22 protein-coding genes and 1 tRNA gene are annotated in these 23,039 nt (G+C 69.4%); 10 read left to right on the top strand and 13 right to left on the bottom strand.

Annotation, left to right across the window (positions count from 1 at the left end; translation table 11 throughout):
- The first annotated feature begins 139 nt into the window (after nucleotides 1-139).
- The 6 genes from ABT170_RS05965 to pknB all read left to right on the top strand — a co-directional run bounded on the left by ABT170_RS05965 (nucleotide 140) and on the right by pknB (nucleotide 8,207).
- Nucleotides 140-1,021 (top strand): FHA domain-containing protein, encoded by an 882-nt coding sequence (locus tag ABT170_RS05965; protein ID WP_329944679.1) that lies wholly within the window; start codon nucleotides 140-142, stop codon nucleotides 1,019-1,021.
- A gap of 10 nt (nucleotides 1,022-1,031) precedes the next feature.
- On the top strand, nucleotides 1,032-1,550 hold the full coding sequence (locus ABT170_RS05970; protein WP_266922212.1) for an FHA domain-containing protein FhaB/FipA: 519 nt from the start codon (nucleotides 1,032-1,034) through the stop codon (nucleotides 1,548-1,550).
- A 129-nt stretch (nucleotides 1,551-1,679) separates the two neighbouring features.
- Entirely contained in the window at nucleotides 1,680-3,191 is a 1,512-nt protein-coding gene (locus ABT170_RS05975; RefSeq protein WP_266927633.1) for a Stp1/IreP family PP2C-type Ser/Thr phosphatase, read from the top strand.
- 23 nt (nucleotides 3,192-3,214) lie between these two features.
- Nucleotides 3,215-4,615 (top strand): FtsW/RodA/SpoVE family cell cycle protein, encoded by a 1,401-nt coding sequence (locus tag ABT170_RS05980; protein ID WP_329944680.1) that lies wholly within the window; start codon nucleotides 3,215-3,217, stop codon nucleotides 4,613-4,615.
- Nucleotides 4,612-6,066, top strand: a complete 1,455-nt coding sequence (locus ABT170_RS05985; RefSeq protein ID WP_329944681.1) for a peptidoglycan D,D-transpeptidase FtsI family protein — start codon at nucleotides 4,612-4,614, stop codon at nucleotides 6,064-6,066. The genes ABT170_RS05980 and ABT170_RS05985 overlap by 4 nt, the downstream gene beginning before the upstream one ends.
- Before the next feature lie 170 nt (nucleotides 6,067-6,236).
- The gene (gene pknB, locus ABT170_RS05990; RefSeq protein ID WP_329944682.1) at nucleotides 6,237-8,207 is read left to right on the top strand and encodes a Stk1 family PASTA domain-containing Ser/Thr kinase; all 1,971 of its coding nucleotides are present in this window, start codon (nucleotides 6,237-6,239) and stop codon (nucleotides 8,205-8,207) included.
- A 217-nt stretch (nucleotides 8,208-8,424) separates the two neighbouring features.
- Here the strand turns inward: pknB and ABT170_RS05995 are convergent, their stop codons facing one another.
- The 7 genes from ABT170_RS05995 to ABT170_RS06025 all read right to left on the bottom strand — a co-directional run bounded on the left by ABT170_RS05995 (nucleotide 8,425) and on the right by ABT170_RS06025 (nucleotide 13,773).
- The gene (locus ABT170_RS05995; RefSeq protein ID WP_329944683.1) at nucleotides 8,425-8,895 is read right to left on the bottom strand and encodes a hypothetical protein; all 471 of its coding nucleotides are present in this window, start codon (nucleotides 8,893-8,895) and stop codon (nucleotides 8,425-8,427) included.
- A gap of 318 nt (nucleotides 8,896-9,213) precedes the next feature.
- On the bottom strand, nucleotides 9,214-9,942 hold the full coding sequence (locus tag ABT170_RS06000) for a class E sortase (protein WP_329944684.1): 729 nt from the start codon (nucleotides 9,940-9,942) through the stop codon (nucleotides 9,214-9,216).
- A gap of 26 nt (nucleotides 9,943-9,968) precedes the next feature.
- Nucleotides 9,969-11,393: a class E sortase gene (locus tag ABT170_RS06005; protein ID WP_329944685.1), complete on the bottom strand. Its 1,425-nt coding sequence runs from the start codon at nucleotides 11,391-11,393 to the stop codon at nucleotides 9,969-9,971.
- On the bottom strand, nucleotides 11,390-12,028 hold the full coding sequence (locus ABT170_RS06010) for an aminodeoxychorismate/anthranilate synthase component II (RefSeq protein ID WP_266922205.1): 639 nt from the start codon (nucleotides 12,026-12,028) through the stop codon (nucleotides 11,390-11,392). The genes ABT170_RS06005 and ABT170_RS06010 overlap by 4 nt, the downstream gene beginning before the upstream one ends.
- Nucleotides 12,025-12,213, bottom strand: a complete 189-nt coding sequence (locus ABT170_RS06015) for a hypothetical protein (protein WP_329944686.1) — start codon at nucleotides 12,211-12,213, stop codon at nucleotides 12,025-12,027. Before ABT170_RS06015 ends, ABT170_RS06010 begins: the two co-directional genes overlap by 4 nt.
- A gap of 56 nt (nucleotides 12,214-12,269) precedes the next feature.
- A complete protein-coding gene (locus ABT170_RS06020) occupies nucleotides 12,270-12,986 on the bottom strand; it encodes a class E sortase (protein ID WP_351864413.1) in 717 nt (238 codons plus the stop codon).
- A gap of 19 nt (nucleotides 12,987-13,005) precedes the next feature.
- Nucleotides 13,006-13,773 carry a DUF881 domain-containing protein gene (locus ABT170_RS06025; protein WP_351864416.1) on the bottom strand — a complete coding sequence of 256 codons (768 nt, stop codon included), beginning with the start codon at nucleotides 13,771-13,773 and terminating at the stop codon, nucleotides 13,006-13,008.
- Nucleotides 13,774-13,914: 141 nt separating this feature from the next.
- Between ABT170_RS06025 and crgA the strand changes: the two genes are divergently transcribed.
- Complete coding sequence (crgA, locus tag ABT170_RS06030; protein ID WP_266922201.1) at nucleotides 13,915-14,169, top strand: cell division protein CrgA; 255 nt, start codon at nucleotides 13,915-13,917, stop codon at nucleotides 14,167-14,169.
- A 249-nt stretch (nucleotides 14,170-14,418) separates the two neighbouring features.
- On the opposite strand, the gene ABT170_RS06035 is transcribed toward crgA, so the two are convergent.
- Nucleotides 14,419-15,333, bottom strand: coding sequence for a rhomboid family intramembrane serine protease (locus tag ABT170_RS06035; RefSeq protein WP_351864419.1), 915 nt, complete (start codon nucleotides 15,331-15,333; stop codon nucleotides 14,419-14,421).
- A gap of 201 nt (nucleotides 15,334-15,534) precedes the next feature.
- Nucleotides 15,535-16,062, bottom strand: coding sequence for a peptidylprolyl isomerase (locus tag ABT170_RS06040; RefSeq protein WP_329944690.1), 528 nt, complete (start codon nucleotides 16,060-16,062; stop codon nucleotides 15,535-15,537).
- A gap of 379 nt (nucleotides 16,063-16,441) precedes the next feature.
- Here ABT170_RS06040 and ABT170_RS06045 point away from each other — a divergent pair, with 379 nt between their 5' ends.
- Nucleotides 16,442-17,161: a DUF5324 family protein gene (locus tag ABT170_RS06045; RefSeq protein WP_329944691.1), complete on the top strand. Its 720-nt coding sequence runs from the start codon at nucleotides 16,442-16,444 to the stop codon at nucleotides 17,159-17,161.
- 49 nt (nucleotides 17,162-17,210) lie between these two features.
- Here ABT170_RS06045 and ABT170_RS06050 read toward each other — a convergent pair whose 3' ends face one another.
- A complete protein-coding gene (locus tag ABT170_RS06050) occupies nucleotides 17,211-17,768 on the bottom strand; it encodes a DUF2690 domain-containing protein (RefSeq protein WP_351864423.1) in 558 nt (185 codons plus the stop codon).
- Nucleotides 17,769-18,467: 699 nt separating this feature from the next.
- Nucleotides 18,468-18,540, bottom strand: a tRNA-Ala gene (locus ABT170_RS06055).
- 179 nt (nucleotides 18,541-18,719) lie between these two features.
- Between ABT170_RS06055 and ABT170_RS06060 the strand changes: the two genes are divergently transcribed.
- On the top strand, nucleotides 18,720-19,268 hold the full coding sequence (locus tag ABT170_RS06060) for a helix-turn-helix domain-containing protein (protein WP_329944693.1): 549 nt from the start codon (nucleotides 18,720-18,722) through the stop codon (nucleotides 19,266-19,268).
- Between the two features lie 177 nt (nucleotides 19,269-19,445).
- Complete coding sequence (locus ABT170_RS06065) at nucleotides 19,446-20,924, top strand: serine/threonine protein kinase (protein ID WP_351864426.1); 1,479 nt, start codon at nucleotides 19,446-19,448, stop codon at nucleotides 20,922-20,924.
- Nucleotides 20,925-20,956: 32 nt separating this feature from the next.
- Here ABT170_RS06065 and ABT170_RS06070 read toward each other — a convergent pair whose 3' ends face one another.
- Complete coding sequence (locus tag ABT170_RS06070; protein WP_351864429.1) at nucleotides 20,957-22,303, bottom strand: hypothetical protein; 1,347 nt, start codon at nucleotides 22,301-22,303, stop codon at nucleotides 20,957-20,959.
- A 405-nt stretch (nucleotides 22,304-22,708) separates the two neighbouring features.
- Nucleotides 22,709-22,843: a DLW-39 family protein gene (locus ABT170_RS06075; protein ID WP_003958712.1), complete on the bottom strand. Its 135-nt coding sequence runs from the start codon at nucleotides 22,841-22,843 to the stop codon at nucleotides 22,709-22,711.
- Between the last annotated feature and the right edge of the window lie 196 nt (nucleotides 22,844-23,039).

The following is a 23,039-nucleotide window of genomic DNA, read 5'->3' on the forward strand; positions in this document are numbered from 1 at the left end:
CTGTCAGGAGGCCACCTCTACGATCCGTGTGAGGGGTGACACTCATCCACAGGGCAGACAAGGGGAACCAGCCGATTTCCCGACGCGTGGATACGATCAGTAAGCAGTACAGGGACGACGACACCGGAGGAGGTGCCCCATGGGAGTCATGAAGCGTTTCGAGCAGCGTCTCGAAGGTCTGGTCAATGGCACCTTCGCCAAAGTCTTCAAGTCCGAGGTGCAGCCGGTCGAGATCGCGGGCGCCCTCCAGCGCGAGTGCGACAACAACGCGACGATCTGGAACCGCGAGCGGACGGTCGTCCCCAACGACTTCATCGTCGAGCTCAGCACGCCTGACTACGAGCGGCTCAGCCCGTACTCCGGCCAGCTCGGCGACGAGCTCTCCGGTCTCGTGCGCGACTACGCCAAGCAGCAGCGCTACACCTTCATGGGCCCGATCAAGGTCCACCTGGAGAAGGCCGACGACCTCGACACCGGGCTCTACCGCGTGCGCAGCCGCACCCTCGCGTCGAGTTCCTCGCAGCACGAGCCGCAGGGCCAGCCCGGCGGCCCCGCGCCCGCCCAGCCGCACCGCCCCGGCCCCGGGCGGTCCGCCGCCCCGCAGGGCCCCGGCGGCTACGGCTACCCCCCGAGCGCCCCTCCGCCGATGCCCGCGGCCCCGCCGCCCGGCGCCGGACGGCCCTCGGGACCCTCGACCGACCGGCGCCCGCCGAGCGCGCCCGGCCCCCTGCCGGACGCCCAGGTACGGCGCTGGATCGAGATCAACGGCACCCGCCATCAGATCTCCCGCCCGACGCTGGTGCTGGGACGCAGCACCGACGCCGACGTGCGGATCGACGACCCCGGTGTATCGCGCCGGCACTGTGAGATCCGGACCGGAACGCCCTCGACGATCCAGGATCTCGGGTCTACCAACGGCATCGTGGTAGACGGGCAGCACACCACCCGCGCTACGCTCCGCGACGGCTCGCGGATCGTCGTGGGCAGCACCACCATCGTTTACCGGCAAGCCGAAGGGTGAAGCGGGGGCAATGTCAGAGCTGACCCTTACGGTCATGCGGCTAGGTTTCCTGGCTGTTCTGTGGCTGTTCGTGATCGTGGCCGTCCAGGTCATCCGCAGCGACCTGTTCGGAACGCGCGTCACGCAGCGCGGCTCACGCCGCACTGCCGCCGACGCGCGCCCGCAACAGGCACGCCAACAACAACAAACGGCGCCGCCACCGCAGCGCCAGCAGTCCGGGCGCCAGCGCCGCGGGGCACCCACCAAACTCGTCGTCTCCGAGGGCACCCTCACGGGCACCACGGTCGCGCTCCAGGGCCAGACCATCACCCTGGGCCGGGCACACGATTCGACGATCGTGCTGGATGACGACTACGCGTCCAGCAGGCATGCCAGGATCTACCCGGACCGTGACGGCCAGTGGATCGTCGAGGATCTCGGGTCCACCAACGGCACATATCTCGACCGGACCCGACTCACCACCCCGACACCTGTTCCGCTGGGCGCGCCGATCCGTATCGGCAAGACCGTCATCGAGCTGCGGAAGTAGTACGACAATGAGCGAGCGGAGCGAGCGAGCCGCGGCGGTCCCGGCGACGGACGCCGCCCGGCTCCCGACCGGAGGGTGGGCAGTGTGGCTCGAGACCGGCTGTACCCCGAGCCGACGGGCGAGGTGCGCATGAGTCTGTCCCTGCGCTTCGCCGCCGGATCGCACAAGGGCATGATCCGGGAAGGCAACGAGGACTCCGGCTACGCCGGCCCCCGCCTTCTCGCCATCGCCGACGGCATGGGCGGCCAGGCAGCCGGTGAGGTCGCGAGTTCCGAGGTGATCTCCACGCTCGTCCAGCTCGACGACGACGTACCGGGCTCCGACATCCTCACCTCGCTCGGTACGGCGGTCCAGCGGGCCAACGACCAGCTGCGCGTGATGGTCGAGGAGGACCCCCAGCTGGAGGGCATGGGCACCACGCTCACCGCCCTGCTCTGGACCGGGCAGCGCCTCGGCCTGGTCCATGTCGGCGACTCCCGCGCCTATCTCCTGCGCGACGGCGTGCTGACCCAGATCACCCAGGACCACACCTGGGTGCAGCGGCTCGTCGACGAGGGCCGGATCACCGAGGAAGAGGCCACCACCCACCCGCAGCGCTCCCTGCTGATGCGGGCGCTGGGCAGCGGAGACCATGTCGAGCCCGACCTCTCCATCCGTGAAGTCCGGGCCGGCGACCGCTACTTGATCTGCTCCGACGGCCTCTCCGGCGTTGTCTCGCACCAGACGATGGAAGAGACCCTGGCCAGCTACCAGGGCCCGCAGGAGACCATCCAGGAGCTCATCCAGCTCGCTCTGCGCGGCGGCGGCCCCGACAACATCACCTGCATCGTCGCCGACGTCCTGGACGTCGACAGCAACGACACCCTGGCCGGGCAGCTCAACGACACCCCGGTCATCGTCGGAGCGGTCGCCGAGAACCAGGCCGCCCAGCTGAACGACGGCGGAGCCATGCAGACCCCCGCGGGACGCGCGGCAGGCCTCGGCCGCCCCGTCCCGCCGCCCTCCGGCGGCTTCGGCCCGCCCGGCAGCGGCGATGTCGGCTACGGCGGCATGCCGGACGACTCCTTCGACTCGTACACCGACGAGGACTTCGTCAAGCCCGGCGGACGCAGGTGGATCAAGCGGTCCCTGTACGTCGTCCTGGCGCTGGCCGTCATCGGTGGCGGGCTGTACGGCGGCTACCGCTGGACCCAGACCCAGTACTACGTCGGCACACAGAACGAGAACGTCGCGCTGTTCCGCGGCATCAGCCAGGACCTCGCCTGGGTCTCGCTCTCGAAGGTCGAGAAGAACCACCCCGAGATCGAGCTCAAGTACCTCCCTCCGTACCAGCGCAAGCAGGTCGAGGAGACCATCGCCGAGGGCAGCATCACCGAGGCCCGCAAGAAGGTCGGCGAACTCGCCCTCCAGGCCTCGGCGTGCAAGAAGGACGCGCAGCGCCGCGCGGCCGAGGCGGACAGCGATGCCCGCACCGGCGAGGGCGAAGCGGGCGGCACCGCAGGTGCCCCCGCCACCAGGACCTCCGCCACGTCCTCCACGTCCGCCAGCACCGCGACCAAGCCGACCGCAGCGACTCCCACTCCTGGCCCCAGCCTCTCGGAGGAAGAGAAGAAGCTGGTCCCGCAGTGCGGTAAGCAGTAAAGCCGTAGGGGGCCTTCAGCACCATGAGCGTTGTCACCAACACGACCACCATCGGCGCGATCGACGCACCGAGCCGTCGCAACACCGAGCTGGCACTGGTCGTATTCGCCGTCTTCATCTCGGTGTTCGCCTACGCCAACGTGGGTCTCGCCCTCAACGGCGAGCTGCCCTCCGGCATGCTCGGATACGGGGCCGGGCTCGCCCTCCTCGGCGGCGTGGCCCACCTCGCGGTGCGGCGGTTCGCCAAGTACGCCGATCCGCTGCTGCTGCCGCTGGCGACGCTGCTCAACGGCCTCGGTCTGGCGCTCATCTGGCGCCTGGACCAGTCGGAGCGGCTGCTCAGGCTCCCCAGCTTCGCGCCCGCGGCCTCCAAGCAGCTGATCTTCTCGGCGATGGGCGTCGCCCTGTTCATCGGCGTACTGATCCTGCTCAAGGACCACCGCATCCTCCAGCGCTACACCTACATCTCCATGGTGCTCGCGCTGATCCTGCTGATCCTGCCGATGTTCTTCCCGGCGCAGTTCGGCGCGAAGATCTGGATCACCATCCCTGGCCTCGGATCCATCCAGCCCGGTGAGTTCGCGAAGATCGTCATCGCGGTGTTCTTCTCCGGGTACCTGATGGTCAAGCGCGACGCCCTGGCACTCGCCAGCCGCCGCTTCATGGGCCTGTACCTCCCGCGCGGCCGGGACCTCGGACCGATCCTGATGGTCTGGGCGATGTCCATCCTGATCCTGGTCTTCGAGACCGACCTCGGGACCTCGCTGCTCTTCTTCGGCATGTTCATCGTCATGCTGTACGTGGCGACCGAGCGCACCAGCTGGATCGTCTTCGGTCTGGCCATGTCGGCGGCGGGCGCCGTCGGTGTCGCCTCCTTCGAACCGCACGTGCAGGACCGTGTCACCGCCTGGCTCGACCCGTTCGGCGGCTGGGGAACCCACGCGGCCAGCGAGCAGATGGCCCAGGTACTGATGTCCTTCGGTTCCGGCGGCACGCTCGGCACCGGACTCGGCCAGGGCAACTCCGACCTCATCCTGTTCGCGGCGAACACGGACTTCATCCTCGCCACCGTGGGCGAGGAGCTCGGGCTCGCCGGAATGATGGCGTTCCTCCTCCTGTACGGACTGATCGTCGAGCGCGGTGTGCGCACCGCGCTGGCCGCCCGTGACCCGTTCGGCAAGCTGCTGGCCATCGGGCTCTCCGGTGCCTTCGCGATCCAGGTGTTCGTCGTCGCCGGCGGCGTGATGGGCCTCATCCCGCTGACCGGTATGACCATGCCCTTCCTCGCGGCCGGCGGCTCGTCCGTCATCGCCAACTGGGCCCTGATCGGCATCCTGCTCCGGATCAGTGACACCGCCCGCCGCCCCGCGCCGGCCCCCGCACCCTCATCCGACGCCGAAATGACCCAGGTGGTCCGACCGTGAACAAGCCGCTGCGCCGGATCGCGATCTTCTGCGGGATTCTCGTCCTCGCCCTGCTGATCCGGGACAACTGGCTCCAGTACGTCCGCGCCGACGAGCTGAGCAGCCACAAGTACAACCGCCGCGTCCAGATCGAGCGGTACGCCCACGAGCGCGGCGACATCATCGTGGACGGCAAGGCCGTCACCGGGTCCGTCGAGACCAAGGACAGCGACTTCAAGTTCAAGCGGGTCTGGAAGGACGGGCCCCTGTGGGCCCCCGTGACCGGCTACTCCTCGCAGGCGTTCGACTCCTCCCAGCTGGAGAACCTGGAGGACGGCATCCTCACCGGCAACGACGACCAGCTGTTCTTCGACCGGACGCTGTCGATGTTCACCGGTGACAAGAAGACCGGCGGCAACATCGTCACCACCCTGAACGGCGCCGCGCAGAAGGCCGCGTTCAAGGGGCTCGGCGGGAAGAAGGGCGCCGTCGTCGCCCTGGACCCGCAGACCGGCGCCATCCTGGCTCTCGCGAGCACCCCCTCGTACGACCCCTCGGTCTTCGCGGGCAACTCGCTCAAGGACTCCGACGCCCGGCAGAAGCTCCTGAAGGACGAGGACAAGCCGATGCTCAACCGGGCATTGCGCGAGACCTATCCGCCCGGTTCGACGTTCAAGGTCGTCACCGCCGCCGCGGCGCTGGAGAACGGCCTCTACGACGACATCGACGAGAAGACGAACTCCCCGCTGCCCTGGACGCTCCCGCAGTCGACCACGCCCCTGAAGAACGAGGGCAACATCCCGTGTGAGAACGCCTCGCTCCGGGAAGCGCTCCGCTGGTCGTGCAACACCGTCTTCGGCAAGATGAGCGACGACCTCGGCAACGAGAAGATGATCGAGCAGACGGACAAGTTCGGCTTCAACAAGGAAGTCTTCATGCCGGTCCGCGCCGACGCGAGCATCTACCCCAAGGACAACAGGCCGCAGAACGCCATGGCGGGCATCGGCCAGGCCTCCAACCGCACCACCCCGCTCCAGATGGCCATGGTGGCCTCGGCCATCGCCAACGACGGCAAGCTGATGCAGCCGTACATGGTCGCCGAGCGCCAGGCACCCAACCTGGACGTGATCTACACCCACAAGAAGGAGCAGCTCAGCCAGCCGCTCTCGGGGGAGAACGCCCAGAAGGTCCAGCAGATGATGGAGACCGTCGTCAAGAACGGCACGGGAACCAACGCCCGGATCAACGGCGTCACTGTCGGGGGCAAGACCGGTACCGCCCAGCACGGTCTGAACAACAGCGAGAAGCCGTACGCCTGGTTCATCTCCTACGCCAAGACCGACAACGGCTCCCCGGTCGCCGTCGCCGTCGTGGTCGAGGACGGGCAGGCCAACCGGGACGACATCTCCGGTGGCGGTCTGGCCGCCCCGATCGCGCGGGACGTCATGAAGGCGGTCATCGACAGCAAGTAGTGAGACCCGTCACAGCGACCGCCATAACCGGACATCGGGATACCGGTCAGATATCAGCTGACGGGTGCGGGCTGATCACGTAGGGCGTGCCCGGTAGCGTATGCGCGAACAGCGCACCGCCGGACCACACACGGGTGCGGTCGGGACTGACGGAGAGGGCTGGAACAGTTATGGAAGAGCCGCGTCGCCTCGGCGGCCGGTACGAGCTGGGCTCGGTGCTCGGCCGTGGTGGCATGGCCGAGGTCTACCTCGCGCACGACACCCGGCTCGGCCGCACCGTGGCTGTGAAGACGCTCCGGGCGGATCTCGCCCGCGACCCGTCCTTCCAGGCCCGGTTCCGCCGTGAGGCCCAGTCGGCCGCCTCGCTCAACCACCCCGCGATCGTCGCTGTCTACGACACCGGCGAGGACTACGTCGACGGGGTCTCCATCCCGTACATCGTGATGGAGTACGTCGACGGGTCGACGCTCAGGGAGCTGCTGCACTCCGGGCGCAGGCTGCTGCCCGAGCGCACGCTCGAAATGACGGTCGGCATCCTCCAGGCGCTGGAGTACTCGCACCGCGCCCAGATCGTCCACCGCGACATCAAACCGGCGAACGTCATGCTGACGCGCACCGGGCAGGTCAAGGTCATGGACTTCGGCATCGCCCGCGCCATGGGCGACTCCGGCATGACGATGACGCAGACCGCCGCGGTCATCGGCACCGCCCAGTACCTCTCCCCCGAGCAGGCCAAGGGCGAGCAGGTCGACGCGCGCTCCGACCTGTACTCCACCGGCTGCCTGCTCTACGAACTCCTCGCGGTACGGCCACCGTTCGTCGGGGACTCACCCGTCGCCGTCGCCTACCAGCACGTACGCGAAGAGCCTCAGCCGCCGAGCAACTTCGACCCCGAGATCACGCCCGAGATGGACGCGATCGTGCTGAAGGCCCTGACCAAGGACCCCGACTACCGCTACCAGTCCGCCGACGAGATGCGCGCCGACATCGAGGCCTGCCTCGACGGCCAGCCGGTCGCGGCCACGGCGGCGATGGGTGCGGCGGGCTACGGCGGCTACGACGCCTACGGCAACGACCAGCCCACCACGGCGCTGCGCCAGGCCGATCCGAACAGCGGCCAGACGTCCATGCTGCCGCCGGTCAGCGCGGACGACGGCTACGGATACGACGACCGCCCGGACCGCCGCCGCCAGAAGAAGAGCAACACCTCGACGATCCTGCTGATCGTCGCGGGCGTTCTGGTGCTCGTCGGCGCGATCCTGATCGGCCGCGCCGTCTTCGGCCCCAACGCCGACGACGGCCAGGTGAGCGTGCCGAACATGGTCGGCTCCACGGTCGAGGAGGCACAGACACTCGCGGACAGGTCCGACGTCGTCCTCAAGATCGGCTCCAAGGAGCCCTGCGAGACCCAGGAGAAGGGTCTGATCTGCAGCCAGACGCCGGACAGCGGCAAGATGGACGAGAAGGCGACCGTCACGGTCGTCGTCTCCACCGGAGCGCCCAAGGTCGAGGTCCCCGACGTCCTGGAGAAGTCGGAGGCCGGCGCCCGCCAGGCGCTGGAGGACAAGGGCTTCACCGTCGTGGTCAAGACGGTCGAGTCCGGCGAGCCGGAGAACACCGTCATCGACCAGAACCCCGATGGCGGTTCGAAGGCGGACAAGGAGGCCGAGATCACGATCACGGTCGCCAAGAAGGCGACGCAGAACGTGCCCGGTGTGGTCGGCAGGTCCTTCGCGGACGCGGAGTCCCAGCTCAGGAACCTCGGCTTCACCAACATCTCGCGCACCGACGTCGACTCCAACGAGCCTGCGGGCCAGGTCACCGAGCAGACCCCGGCCCGGGACAGCAAGGCGGCGAAGGACGTCCAGATCGTCCTGAAGGTCTCCAAGGGCCCGGCGGTCCCCGAACAGGTCACGATTCCCGGCGACATCGCGGGCAAGACCTTCCAGGAAGTGAAGGCCCAGCTGGAGGCCATGGGACTGGTGGTCGAACTGGGACCGGGCTCGCCCGGCAACCCCAACGCCAAGGTGGTCACGAGCAACCCCGGCCCCAACAGTCCGGTGGACAAGAACAGCAAGGTCACGCTCTTCACCGCACAGGACGGGGTCGGCAACATCTTCGGCGGCCCGTCCGGCCGATAGGCGCTTCACCGCTTCACCGCTTCACCCGCTTCACCGCTTCAGCCCGGGAGCCCCGGTCCAGCGCCCTTACCGGCGGGGACCGGGGCTCCGTCGTTGACAAGGGCCGCACGGGAAATGCGAGGCGGGAAATTCCCGGGCCCGCACACAAAGGCCCGAAGCCGCATCAGAAAATGTGCGACTTCGGGCCGTAAATCAATGCGTGTAATCCAAAGAGAGCCTAACCGCAGTGGGTGGCCAGACTGCTGTAACTTCCCACATTCCCCGCGGGAGAGACAATCGCCCCGCCAATCAGAATGCAGCGCCCCGCGGCGTTGAACGAGACCGGTCCTGCATAAGAGGTGAACTTGGTCGAGGACCCGAACGGCGGGTCGTAGAGGGTGAGGTCGACGGAGCAACCCTTGCCTGCCGTGCTCCCCGCGACACAGCGCGCCATGTACACGTTCTTGACCGTGGCGGTTCCCGCACCGCCGGCCGCCGTCGCCACGTTCACGGCACAGTTCTTGCCGGTGGACGAGTCGTAGTAGAGGTGGATGTAGCCATAGACCGTGCCACCGGACGTCTTCACGGCGTACGAGTCGATCTCGGAGCCGCCGCATCCGTAACCGGCCGCGTGCGCTGCGGGCGAGAAAAAGAGACCACCGGCGAGCATGGCTGCCACCATGGCAATTCTGGCGAATATTCTTTTCACTACTTCTCCTTGAAAGTGCAACAAGTTCCGCGCGAACTCTACTGAATCGCACAGCACCCGGCAAGCACTTAACAAAGCGCTCCAGTACATGCAAGAAAGGCCGATCTTGCGCAATTTGACGGCCTTATATGCACGTTACATTTGATTTGCTCCGCCGGGAAAAAGCCTCTCTGTGACGTGTTTTCCCGATTTATGACCAAAGGCCGCCCCGTCAGGAATGACGGGGCGGTCTTCAGATCCATGCCGAGGACGGGGAAGAGCACCGTGGCGTGCCTGCGGGCGGGGCCACCGCGCCGTTCCGGCGCGACGGCGCCCGTCTCAGCGCAGTTCCGCCGGCTTCGTACGGTCCTTGTCGACCTTCTCCGTACGCACCAGCTCGCCCCACACGATGTAGCGGTACTTCGACGTGTAGACCGGTGTGCAGGTCGTCAGCGTGATGTAGCGGCCGGGCTTCTTCACACCCGACTCCTTCGGCACCGGCTGGATCACGTCGACGTTGTACTTCGAGGTCTCCGGGAGCTCCTTGTAGACCTTGTAGACGTACCAGGTGTCCTTGGTCTCGAAGACGACCGCGTCGCCCGTCCGCACCTTGTCGATGTTGTGGAACTTGGCACCGTGTCCGTCCCGGTGCGCCGCCAGCGTGAAGTTGCCCTGCTCGTCCCAGGGCAGCGCCGACTTCACCGGATCCGTGTAGTAGCCGGCGATGCCGCTGTTCAGGGTCTTGGTGTCGGTGCCCTTCTTGACCAGCACCTCGCCGTTCTTCATGGCGGGTACGTGCAGGAAGCCGATGCCGTCCTTGGTGTCCAGGGCGCCCGGACCGCCCGCCCAGCGGTCGCGGACGGTGTTGCCCTGCTTGTCTGCCTCACGGTCGGCGAGCACGTTCGTCCACCACAGCGAGTAGATGACGAAGAGACCGAGCACCAGCCCCGCGGTGATCAGCAGTTCACCGAAGACGCTGATGGCCGTCGCGACCGGATGGCGGCTCCCGCGCCGTACCGGGGGCGCGGGCTCGTCCGTCCGCGCTTCGTGCTCGGTCCTCGCTGCCACCGCACCCGTCCCTGTCGTGATGATGATCAGCCCACCAGAGCGTCGGGCTTTCCCTTGCTGCGCGGCCGCTCGTCGACCATCTTGCCCCAGACGATCAAACGGTACGTACTCGTGAATTCCGGTGTACACGTGGTGAGGGTGAGGTACCTGCCCGGCTTCGTGAAGCCGGAACCGGGCGGCACCGGGCCGATCACCGAGACATTGGACGGCGAGGTCTGGGGAAGGATGCTGGCCATCTCGTACGTGTAGTACGCCTCCTGCGTCTCCACCACGATCGGGTCACCGGGCTGCAGCTTGTTGATGTAGCGGAAAGGCTCTCCGTGGGTGTTGCGGTGGCCCGCCACCGAGAAATTACCCTGCTTGTCGGAAGGCATCGCGGTCTTCAGCTTGCCCTCGCCGTAGTGGCCGATCATGCCGCGGTCGAGGACCTTCTCCTTGTTGATGCCCTCGGCGATCGGCGCGACCACGTCGAGCTTCGGGATGTGCATGATCGCGAAGCCCTGACCTGGTTCGAACACCCCGGGCTTGCGTGCCCCGTTGGCCCAGTCGTCCTGGATCCTGTGCGTCTCCTTGCCGGCTATCTGGTCGGCACGGATGTTGGTCCACCACAGCTGATACGTGACGAACAGCAGCATCAGCACACCCAGCGAGATGAACATCTCGCCCACGACCCGGCTGGCGACGACCGCGGGGCTGTCCTTGGCCGCACGCGCCGCGCGCCGCGCCTCCAGCCGCGTCAGGGGAACCGCCGGTACGGCCGGGGCGCCCGGCTCGGCCTCCGGTCCGGGCGGCGGTCCCGGGCGGCGCCTGCCGCGGCCCTTCGCGGCCTTGCGGCGCTCGGCACGCCCTCCGGTACGGGGTTCGGACGGCAGGGGCGTGGATCCGGGAGCCGGCCCGGTGTCCGGATCCGCCTCCCGCCCGTCCCCGTCGGCTCCGCGCGGGCGGGTGTCGGCGGTCCGCAGCCCGACGGTCTCGTCGTCCGCCGGGCGAGGATGCGGCGCGGGCACGGCCACGGGGCCGGGAGCGGGGGCGTGAACTGGCCCGGCGGCGTGAACGGGCCCCGGGGCGGGAGCGGGCGTGGCGGCAGGAACAGGGGCGGGCGGCTCCTGCTGCCCGTACCAGTCCCGTTGGTAGCCCTCGGGGTCGTACCACTCGGTCGGGGTGTCCTGAGGCCTCTGAAGCCCCTGTGGTCCCGGGGACATCCCCTGTGGCGCGGACCCCTGCCGCGTCTGCGGGTCCAGCTGCTCCTGCCGGGCCTGCTCCGCGGGGACGTGGTCCGCCGGGATGTTGTCCGCCCGGAACCACGGCGAGGTGTGCCGGCCCGGCAGCGGGTCGTTCAGCGGGTCCGCGAGCTGTTCCACCGCCGCCTCGAACGCGCCGTCGGTCCCGTGTGCTCCCTGCGCGTACGGGTCCTCCCGCCCGGCATCGGGTTCGGGGCGGAGGGGAGTCACGCGGCGGCCTTGCCCACCACCGGCGCGAGCCCCTCCGACCTCGCGACGGCTCCCGCGTCACCGCACTGCTCCAGCCAGTTGGCGAGCATCAGGTGACCGTGCTCGGTGAGCACCGACTCGGGGTGGAACTGCACGCCCTCCACCGCCAGTTCGCGATGGCGCAGCCCCATGATGATGCCGTCCGCCGTGCGGGCGGTGACCTCCAGCTCGGGTGGCAGCGTGCCCGGTTCGGCGGCGAGCGAGTGGTAGCGCGTCGCGGTGAACGGCGACGGCAGCCCCGCGAACACCCCCTTGCCCTCATGGGTCACGGGGGAGGTCTTGCCGTGCAGCAGCTCCGGAGCGCGGTCCACGACACCGCCGTACGCGACCGCCATCGACTGCATCCCGAGGCAGACACCGAAGACCGGAACGCCTGTGTCCGCGCAGTGCCGCACCATCTCGACGCAGACACCCGCGTGCTCGGGGGTGCCGGGGCCCGGCGAGAGCAGGACGCCGTCGAAGCCGTCCTGGGCGTGTGCCGTCGTCACCTCGTCGTTGCGCAGCACCTCGCACTCCGCACCGAGCTGGTAGAGGTACTGGACGAGGTTGAAGACAAAGCTGTCGTAGTTGTCCACGACAAGGATGCGTGCGCTCACCGACCGGTCCCCGCTCCACTGGTGCCTTCGCCGTCGACCGTCACATCACCGAACGGAAGCAGCGGCTCCGCCCACGGGAAGACGTACTGGAAAAGCGTGTAGACGACCGCGAGGACCAGCACGAGCGAGATGACACCCCGCACCCACGCGTTGCCCGGCAGATGCCGCCAGATCCATCCGTACATGCTGACCCCTCCGTTCGGTACGCCACCAGACTAAAGGGCCGGGGCCGGAGCGTGGGTCAGCTGTGGAAAGCCGGTGGTCTGCCGTCCGTCACCGGCTGGGTGGCGTCCAGATGCGCCCAGGCGATCAGCCGGTGGCTGCTGCCCCACTCGGGCTCACAGGTGGTCAGCGTCAGATAGCGCCCCGGCCCGTCGAAACCCGATTTCCGCGGGACGGGGTCGATGACGGCGGTGTCGCCGGGCACGGTCCGGTAGGGCCGGGAGGCGATGCGGTACGTGAACCAGGTCGTCCCGTCCGTCAGCAGCACGGCGTCACCGGTGCGCAGTTGCGGGAAGTCCTTGAACGGGTCCCCGTACGTCCGGCGGTGCCCGGCCACCGCGAAGTTGCCGGTGGCGCCGAGGCGGGCGGTCCCGCTGTAGTGACCGAGCCCCTTCTGCAACGTCCTGACCTCCGTGTTCTCCAGGACGGGCCACTCCCAGCCCGAGCCGAAGCGGGGGATGTACATCATCGCGAAGGGCTTCCCGCCGCGGTACGCCTCCGGGGCGGGCGCGGCAGGGGCGGCGGGGCCGGCCGAAGCGTCGGGGCCGGGCGCGGGTGCGGGGCCGCTCACGGGCCCCTGCGCCCAGTGGCTCTGAAGGGTGTCGATCTGGCCCTCGGCCGCGTCGGCGGCTTTCACTCCGGTCCAGAACAGCACATAGACCACAAAGAGGACGATCAGGGTGCCGACGGTGACACAGAGCTCGCTGAAGGTCCTGACGATCACCCGTACCGTCACCGGCCGGCCTCCCCGGGGCTTACTCCACAGGCTGCGCGTAGTGGAGATCCACTGTGCCCGAGTAACCGGGAAGAGTCACCGCCCCGTTCTCCTCCACTTTCCAGCCGAGTCCGTACGCCTTCACATACAGCTGGTAGTTCTGGATCGCCGTGGAGTCGTCGAGCGCCTGCCGGAGCCTGCCCGGGTCGCCGACGGCGGTGACCTTGTACGGCGGGGAGTAGACGCGGCCCTGGAGGATCAGGGTGTTGCCCACGCAGCGGACGGCGCTGGTGGAGATCAGCCGCTGGTCCATGACCTGGATGCCGCGGGCCCCGCCCTGCCACAGCGCGTTGACGACGGCCTGGAGGTCCTGCTGGTGGATGACCAGGTCATTGGGCTGGGGATCGGGGTAGCCGGGGTTGGCGGTGGCGTCGGGCGGCGCGTCGTTCAGCGTCACGCTGACGGCTCCACCGGTGATCTTCGTGGTGCCGGCCGCCTTCTCCAGGGCCTTGAGCTTGGCGTCCTCGGCCCTGGTGCTGCCGTCGTCGCGCTGGGCGAGAGCGTCGATGTCCGCGCGCAGGGCCGCCGTCGACTCGTTGAGCCCGGCGTTGTTCTCGCTGCGCTCCTTGATCAGGTCGGAGAGCTTGAGCAGGGAGGAATCGCTGCGGATGTTGGTGCCCTTGGCCGTGTTGGCACTGGTGACGAAGATCAGTCCGGCCAGGGCGAAGACGGCAGCGGTGAGCCCCCGGGCCGGCCACTTGGAGGTGTGCCCGACCGGGCCGTCGGGAGAGTCGGCAGAATTGCTCAACGTACCCTTATCTCCTCAGGCGCCATGGAAGCACTACGCTAACGGACGCCCGGGGGAGGCAGCATTCCCCCTCGCGCCTCGCCCCGGCGCCAGCCACAGATCCCTGCGCGGTCACGCAGCGCATCGACAGGAGAGTTCCTCGTGCCGAAGTCACGTATCCGCAAGAAGGCCGACTTCACGCCGCCGTCGGCGAAGCAGGCAACCAACATAAAGCTGACCAACCGCAGTTGGGTGGCGCCGGTGATGCTGGCCCTCTTCCTGATCGGGCTGGTCTGGATCGTGATCTTCTACGTGACCGACGGCGAGCTCCCGATCGACGCCCTGGGGAACTGGAACATCGTCGTGGGCTTCGGCTTCATCGCCGGCGGCTTCGGCGTATCCACTCAGTGGAAGTAGCGCAAGCCCTGCCCTGAAGTTACCCACAGAGTTATCCACAGGTGGGGGAAAAGGTCAGACGATCTGTGGATAACTTCCACCGAGGTTGACGCCGATGTGACTGCAGCCTCCCTCTTCGAGGGAGGCTGCACCCCTTGTTTCTGCAGGAAAGACCCTGCTCAGCGACAACGGGAACACATGTTCCTCTTGCCATGCACAAGATCCCGTGCACGCTGTGGACAACTTTGCGGACGAGGGCCGGGGAACCGCTCAGGTGAGCGAGGCGGTCCTGGCGAGGACGATCCCGAGGACCGCCACCAGCACCAGCGCACAGGTGCCGTACTGCACGGCGGTACGGTGCTCGCGCGGGGCGTGCACCATGCCGATCGCGATCACCGTGCCCGCGATCAGACCGCCGACATGCGCCTCCCAGGCGATACCGCCCCAGGTGAAGGTGAAGAGCAGGTTCAGCGCGAGCAGCACCAGGACCGGCCGCATGTCGTAGTTCATCCGGCGCATCATGACCGCGGTGGCGCCCAGCAGCCCGAAGACCGCACCGGAGGCTCCGAGCGAGCCCTGGTTCGGCGCGGCGATCCAGTACGTCAGGGCGCTTCCGGCGAGTCCGGACAGCAGGTAGAGCGAGAGGTAGCGGGCGCGGCCGAGCGCGGCCTCCAGCGGACCGCCGAGCCACCACAGCCCCAGCATGTTGAACGCGATGTGCATCACTTCCTGATGCAGGAACATCGACGTCACCAGCCGGTACCACTGGCCCTCGGCGACACCTTCGACACTGCCCGGCGGCGGGGTGGAGTCCCAGGCCCGGCCCAGCAGCATCAGATCGTCGGACAGCCAGGACTGGTCACGGCCGGTGACCCAGACCGCGAGGAACACCGCGAGGTTGATGCCGAGCAGGATCTTGGTGATCAGCCGCGGATCGGCCGCGACCCGGCCGCCCGCGAGCGTGCGCGGCATGCTGGCGGCCGGGTGGTGTCCCGTGCCGGAGCCCTGCCGTACACAGTCCGGGCACTGGAAGCCGACGGAGGCGCTGATCATGCACTCGGGGCAGATCGGGCGCTCGCAGCGCGTGCAGCGGACACCGGTCTCCCGGTCCGGGTGGCGGTAGCAGGTCGGCGTACCCCGGCCGTCCCCGGACGGCACCTGGTCTGCCGGCGGCTGCTGGTCCATCGGTCCTGGCCTGCCTTTCGGTCCTCGTCGTGGCGGTGGCGCACACGCCGCCGCCCTGCACGTCCGCTATGTAACAGTACGGACGAGCAGGGCGGTTGGTTCCCTCCGGGCGGACCGTCAAGCGGCCTCGTGGACCGTCAGCGGCTCTCATGGACCGTCAGCCGCCTCCGGCGTACGGTCCCAGCGGCCCGCGCGGACCTGTCAGCGGCTCTCGACGACGACCGACTCGATCACGACGTCCTCCACCGGACGGTCGGTGCGCGGGTTGGTTTGGGTGGCCGCGATGGCGTCCACGACCTTCTTGCCCGCCTCGTTGGAGACCTCACCGAAGATGGTGTGCTTGCCGGTCAGCCACGCGGTGGGCGACACGGTGAGGAAGAACTGCGAGCCGTTCGTCCCCGGGCCCGCGTTGGCCATCGCCAGCAGGTACGGCTTGGTGAAGGCCAGCTCCGGGTGGAACTCGTCGGCGAACTCGTAGCCCGGACCACCGGTGCCGTTCCCCAGCGGGTCGCCGCCCTGAATCATGAAGCCGCTGATCACCCGGTGGAAGACGGTGCCGTCGTACAGCTTGTCCGTGGACTTCTTCCCGGTCGCGGGGTGGGTCCACTCGCGCTCACCCTTGGCGAGCTCGACGAAATTCCTGACCGTCTTGGGCGCGTGGTTCGGCAGAAGCCGGATTTCGATGTCGCCCTGGCTGGTCTTCAAGGTGGCGTAAAGCTGCTCGGCCACGATCTGCCTTCCGTAAGTCTTCACTGGCGTGCACCGATCCTCGCACGGACCACCCCCGGCGGCGTGCCGTCAGCGCCCGGCAGCGGCGCCCGCGCGAGTCCCGCAGACCCCCTCGCCGGGTCCGCGCCGGTCGGCTCCGGGACCGCTCCGGGTCGGCGCTCCCCGCCGGGACAACTGCGGCCGAGTGCCCGCCGAAGCCACGCACCCGCCGCCGATCCGTGGCATTGTCGTCGGCACGCTCCGCTTGCACCGCATTGCCCCGAAGAAGGCGTTCATGACCCGGATGCCTGCCCCGCATGCCGCTCAGGACCCTGACAGGCATGATTTCGAATTGGGTGGAAAGGCGGAGTACCTACCCGCCACCAAGGAGGAGGATCCCGTGACCCGCATTGACCGCGTGCGCGCCGCAACCTACTCGGCGAAGGACAGCGCGCAGCACGCCGCGGAAGTGGTGGCGCCCTACGCCGACACGGCCAGGGAACAGGCCGCGCACTATGCCCTTGAGGCGCGCGCACGGCTCGCGCCCAAGGTGACGAAGGCGGCCCACCAGGCCCGTGCCCAGTACGCGTCCCATCTCGCCCCGCACATCGAGCAGGCCCTGACCCATGTGCCGCCCAAGGTCGACGAGGCCGCGCACCGCGCCGCGCACCGGACCCGGCGGGCCGCCCGGAGCGCCGCCGACTACACCGTGCCCCGCGTGGAGCACGCGGTGGCCGTGGCCCAGCCCCTGGCCGAGGAGGCCACCGCCCGCAGCGCGGCGGCGCTGGCCGCCCTGCGCGGACAGGTCACGGCGAAGGAGATCCAGAAGCTGGTCAGGAAGCACGAGCGGCGGGCCAGGGCCGGCCGGCTGGCCAAGGGCCTCGCCGTGCTCGGTGTCGTGGCGGGCGGCGCGTACGCCGCCTGGCGGTGGTGGGACAAGCAGGCCAACCCGGACTGGCTGGTCGAGCCCCCCGCTCCCACCGAGGTGCCCGACGAGCGCGCCCCGCTGACCTCGGTCGACGGCAGCGGCCGTACGGTGCTCGACCCGGAGGTCCAGGCCAAGCAGGCCGACGCCGAATCGGGCGACGGGGAGAACAACGGCCTCGACGACCGGCACTGAACCGGCCACCGCCCTCCGGTGCCCCTGCCCCGAGGGCGGGGGCACCGGGTCAGGAAGCCCGGCCCGTCCCCGCCCCGGCCTCCGTGTCCTTCGCCGCTTCCTCGGCGGGCAGATCCGTGCGGTCGGCCCCGGCCCTGATGATGTGCCCCTTCGGGACCTCCCGTACGACAGTCCCGTTGACCGCGACAGCGGTCGCCTGCGCGGTGAACTCCTTCGGAGCGGGAAGCATCAGCGTGTACTGGGTGTGACCGGTGCGCACCTTGGCGGTCTGGCGGCTCGTGGGCGATGTCTGGATCTCGACGGTGTCGCCGACCTCCGCCCCGGTCAGCTTCCCCCACACGGTCCGGCAGTCCTGGCTGTAGCGGATCTCCAGCTGCATGGTGCCCGCGAACTGGGACGCCACCGTCTTCCCGCTGTCACCGCATCCGGTGGTCTTGGGGTCGAGCCCCGTACACCCCTCGCCCGAACAGCTGGGCGGGGACTTGGGGTCGGCCGCCGCCGTGGCCTGCACGGATGTCGTCGGCGAACCCGGCGCACCGCCCGCGTCCCCGCCGCCGCCGCCGTCCCCGAGCAGCGCGGTCAGGCCCACCGTCACCGCCGCGCCCACGACGGCGACCAGAACCGACCCGACGAGCGTCGAGGGACCGTGGCGCCGTATCCACGCCCCCGCACGGCCGACAGCCGCACCGTCGCCGGCCCCGCCCGCGCCTCCGGTGTCCCCGCCGGGCTCAGGAACGCCGGCGCCCGCGCTCCCCGAACGCCCGGAGCCACCTGAGCCCCCCGCGCTCCCCGTGCCCGCGGTCCCGCCCGCGCTCCCCGTGCCCGTCCCGCTCCCCGGGCTGCCCGCGTCCGCGCCCCCTGCCGGAGCGCCGGTCCCGTCGTCCGGCAATGGGGCCCCGCTGCCTTCTGCCATTTCTCACCATCCCCATCCCGACCGATGCTCAGCGCCGGCGGCTGCCCGCACATGAGGCACCAGGTCACCTTCCTCGCTTCCTGAGGATGTCTCTTCCCTGCCGTCCGGCTTCCGCCACACCAACTCCGGCCAACTCCCGCGACCCTCAACCTGCTTCTGCGGAAGCCCTGTTGGCGCCCGTCGGCGGCGCTCCCGTTAAACCTAAAGAGTGAGCGGCGGAGCCCGCCATCACAGCGCGCGGAACGCACCGGCCGCCCGGCCCACCGGGCCGTCGAAGCCACCGCGCCGCTGTACGGAGACCGCCAGTCCCGGACCGGCCGGACCAGGTCCGCGGAACAGACGAAAAAGTCCCCCCGGACCGCGCTTCCGCAGGCCGGAGGGACTTTCGTGATGTGGAGCCTAGGAGATTCGAACTCCTGACATCTGCCTTGCAAAGGCAGCGCTCTACCAACTGAGCTAAGGCCCCGGAAAACAGCACACGCAAACAACGCCGAACACGTCCGCGTCACGGCTGCCGTCGCAGACCAGAGTACCGGGTGTCCCCCCGAATCCTGCAAAAGGATTGGGACTCCCGGTGGGCGACCACTCTCCGTAAGATGCACGACGAGGTTCGCAGCAGCGAAGCCGCAGCGAAGGGGAGACGCCATGGACGCAGCGCAGCAAGAGGCAACGGCAAGAGCCAGAGAGCTTCAGCGCAGTTGGTACGGAGAGCCGCTCGGCGCGCTCTTCCGCCGGCTGATCGATGATCTCGGCCTCAATCAGGCCCGGCTCGCCGCGGTACTCGGGCTGTCGGCGCCCATGCTGTCCCAGCTGATGAGCGGCCAGCGGGCCAAGATCGGCAACCCCGCGGTCGTACAGCGCGTCCAGGCCCTTCAGGAACTGGCCAGCCAGGTCGCGGACGGCAGCGTCAGCGCGGGCGAGGCCACCGACCGGATGGAAGAGATCAAGAAGTCCCAGGGCGGCTCGGTCCTGACCAGCACCGGGCAGACCACGACCACGGGCGGAGCCCCCACCGTCCGCCGCGTGGTGCGCGAGATCCAGTCGCTGCTGCGGTCGGTGGCCGCGGCCGGCGACATCATCGATGCCGCGGACTCCCTCGCCCCGACCCACCCGGAACTGGCAGAGTTCCTCAGGGTGTACGGGGCCGGGCGCACCGCCGACGCGGTCGCCCACTACGAGGGACACCAGAGCTAGCGGAAACGGAACCGGAACCAGGGCCTCGCTCCGGACGGAGGGCCCTGGAACCGGCGGCGGCCCCGGGGGGTCCGCTGCACGGAACGCGGCGGGAACACCGAATCGGGAACCACCGGAGCGGGAAGCCGGATCAGATACGCCGAAACAGGAACCGGAACGGGGAGCGGGCGCAGCGCAATGGGTGAGGTCTTCGCTGGTCGGTACGAGCTGATCGATCCGATCGGACGTGGTGGGGTCGGCGCGGTGTGGCGGGCCTGGGACCACCGGCGCCGCCGCTACGTGGCGGCCAAGGTCCTTCAGCAGAGCGACGCGCACACACTGCTGCGCTTCGTACGTGAGCAGGCGCTGCGCATCGAGCACCCGCATGTGCTGGCTCCCGCCAGTTGGGCCGCCGACGACGACAAGGTCCTGTTCACCATGGATCTGGTCAGCGGCGGTTCGCTGGCCCATGTCATAGGCGACTACGGCCCGTTGCCGCCGCGCTTCGTCTGCCTCCTGCTCGACCAGCTGCTGTCCGGACTGTCCACGGTGCACGCGGAAGGCGTGGTGCACCGGGACATCAAACCGGCCAACATCCTGATGGAGGCCACCGGAACGGGCCGTCCGCATCTGCGGCTCTCCGACTTCGGCATCTCGATGCGCAAGGGCGAGCCCCGTCTGACGGAGACCAACTACGTCGTGGGCACGCCCGGTTACTTCGCTCCCGAGCAGATGATGGGCGCGGAGCCCGACTTCCCGGCCGACCTGTTCGCCGTCGGTCTCGTCGCGCTGTATCTGCTCCAGGGCCAGAAGCCCGACTCCCAGGCCCTCGTCGAGCACTTCACCACCCACGGCACCCCGGGCGCCCCGCAGGGCATCCCGGAACCGCTGTGGCAGGTACTCGCCGGACTCCTCCAGCCCGACCCGCAGTCCCGCTTCCGCACCGCGACCGGTGCGCGCAAGGCCCTGACGGCGGCGGTAGAGATGCTGCCCGAACCGGGTCCGGGCGACGAACCGGTGGAGGTTTTCGACCAGATCGGACCGCTGCCCTCCGGATTTGGCCCCGACGGCCCCGTAACGGGCCTCCAGACGCCCGGACAGGCCTCGCCGGTCCCCCACGCCGGTCAGCTGCCGCAACAGGCCTCCCAGGCCGCACAGCAGGCCTCCGCGCAGCAGCCGTCAGTACAGCAGCCGTACCCGCAGGGCCCGTACACACAGCAGCCGAACCCCCAGCAGCCCGTCTCGATGTCGGAGACGGGCAGCTTCCACCTGGCGCCGCCTCCTCAGCAGCCCGCCGCGCACACACCGCAGGCCGCCCCGATGCCGCACCCGGCGCAGACGCCCGCGCCCGCCCCTCCGCACCAGGCGCACGCGGCTCCCCCCTATGCCGCCGGTGCCCCGGACCTCTCCCACGCCCCCACGTCCGCCGTCCCGCACGATCCGGCGGCCACCCGCGCCTACACCGCCCAGCACCCGCAGGCCCCGCACCCCGGCGCGACGGCCTCCCCGTCGGCCGCCCCAGCCTCCGGCGCGCACGCCGCGCACGTCTCCTCCGCGGCGCACAGCGCCCCCGTACGCCAAACGCGACCGGGACCGCCCCCGAAGGTGGCGGTCCCGGTCCTGCTGGTGGCGCTGCTCTGTTTCGCGGTCGGCATCTGGGCACTGACCCAGGCCTGAACCGGCCGCCCGGAGCGACCGCCGGCCGCGGGCTACCCGGCCTGCGGCGGCGGACCGCCGAAGGGCGGCTGCTGCCCGCTCCCGGCCGGCGGACCGCCCGCGGGCCGCGGACGGCGGCGGGCCAGCAGCGTCCACACGCCGAGCCCGAGCACCAGCACGGTGCCCGCGCCGATCCCGCCCGCTGCGACGAGCTGCATCGTCTCGCTCCTGGCGGCCTGTGGAGCGCTGTCCCCGCTCTTCGCCATCTCCTTGTCCTTCTCGGTGACCGCGAAGATCCCGGCGTCACCGTCGTACGGCGATTCCTCCGCCTTGTTCTTCACCTGGACCGTCGTGGTCAGCGGAATCGGCTTGTCGCCGTACACCTCCGCGACCTTCGGGCTGAGGGTCACCGACAGGTAGTACCAGCCGGCGAAACGCATGCCGCTGACCTCGGAGCTGTAGTCGAACCGGTTGTTGTAGGCGACCGGCGGCACCGGGTCCAGCGACGCCGTCGCAGACCTCCCCGAATACGACAGGTACGCGTCGGTGACGTGGCCCCCGGCCGGGTTCTCCAGCGAGAACGAGAGGGCGTTGCCCATGAACTCGTCCTTGCCGCTCGTGCTGTTGCTGAGCGCGGTGGAGGCGAAGAGCTGCTGCCCCCAGTCCACCGGCACCCGGTAGAACCGCGTCTGTCCGGGCGCGACGGAGTCCACCCAGGTACCCGTCTCCAGGCCGGTGGCGTCGTAGTGGCCCGCGCCGCCCGCCCGCTTCCGGTCGTCGCCCGCGGGCGGCGCCGGTGACGTGGACGGCCAGGTCTCCGGCGCCTCGGTCGGCATCGCCGACCCCTTCCTCAGCTTCGGCTCCAGCGCGAAGCGGAGCTCCAGGTCCCAGGGTTCCTGGTTCGACGTCGGCTTGCTCTCACGCTCGATCAGGACGTCGTACGTACCGGCCTCCTGGCACGTACCGCTCTTCTTGTCCACGGTCCGGTACGCGTAGGCGGAGATCGGACGCGCGAACTCCGTCGAGCCGAAGCGCGCGTCCTCGGAACCGCAACGGGAATCGTTGAGGTCCCGGATGCTGACCGTGATGCCGTCCCCGTAGGCGGTCGCGCCGCCCGGCTTCGGCACCGCGACGGCGGAGACATACGCGTTCGACTTCGCGTCGAGCTTCACCCGGTAGTAGAGCTTCTCGCCCGGCCCGATCGCGCTCCGGTACACAGACCCCGCGTCCAGCACGGACGCCTCGGCGTTGGCCGCGGCTCCCCGGATCGTCCTCGCCCCGGGATCGAAGGTGTACGCCGGAGTTCCGGCCGCGTGCGCCTGCCCCGGCAACGCCGCCACCGCGCACATCGCCGCGGCCGACGCCAGCGTCACCCGGCCCTTGTTGCGCTGCCTCTTCACGCGCTTCCCCTCGTCGTCCGCATCGACTGCTCCGCGACGGCCGCGTACGGGCACGAGGCCCCCGGCCGCAGCCACCGGGGCGCCCGCTCCGGCAGCGGCCGCAATGCCGGTCCATCCTGCCACCACCGGACCACGCCATTCGCTCTCGCAAGCTAGTGATTTGCGTAGGCGAACTCAAGGCCTCGGCCGTCACGGTCACGCAACAGCACGGCCCCGCCCCGGAGGGCGCGGACCAGCGGGAGCCGGACCAGCGGGAGAGAACCAGCAGGCACGGACCAGCGGGAGCCGGGCGGGGGAGGGAGTGAAGGAGCCGGGGCCGGGCCGGGGAGGCCTCGCGCGAGGACCCCCGGACAGCACGAAGCCCCGGCCGCTCAGCGACCGGGGCCCGTAACAGACTGTGCCGTCTCACACACCCGAACCTGCGGGCACGGAGTCGGTCGCCTCCGTCCACAGATCCTGCTCGGCGCGATCCGCCTGGATCTGGCGGTACACGAGGAGCCCGCCGATGGCGGCCAGTGCGACCAGGAGAAGCTTCTTCACCGCGCGACCTCGTCTTTCCTTGACGTAGGGGACTTCTGCCGCCCGACTATACACACCGACCGATACCGATCGGTGACCTGCCCGGAACCCCACCGCGGCGGGCCGGAGGGTTCGTTCGGGCCTCGTCGGGACCCCGTGACCGCCCGCGGACAGCCCGTCAGCACCGGTTGCACCATACGAGTGGTGTTCATCTGAA

It is taken from the genome of Streptomyces sp. NPDC001787 (genome assembly GCF_040297465.1).
Classification (GTDB): domain Bacteria; phylum Actinomycetota; class Actinomycetes; order Streptomycetales; family Streptomycetaceae; genus Streptomyces.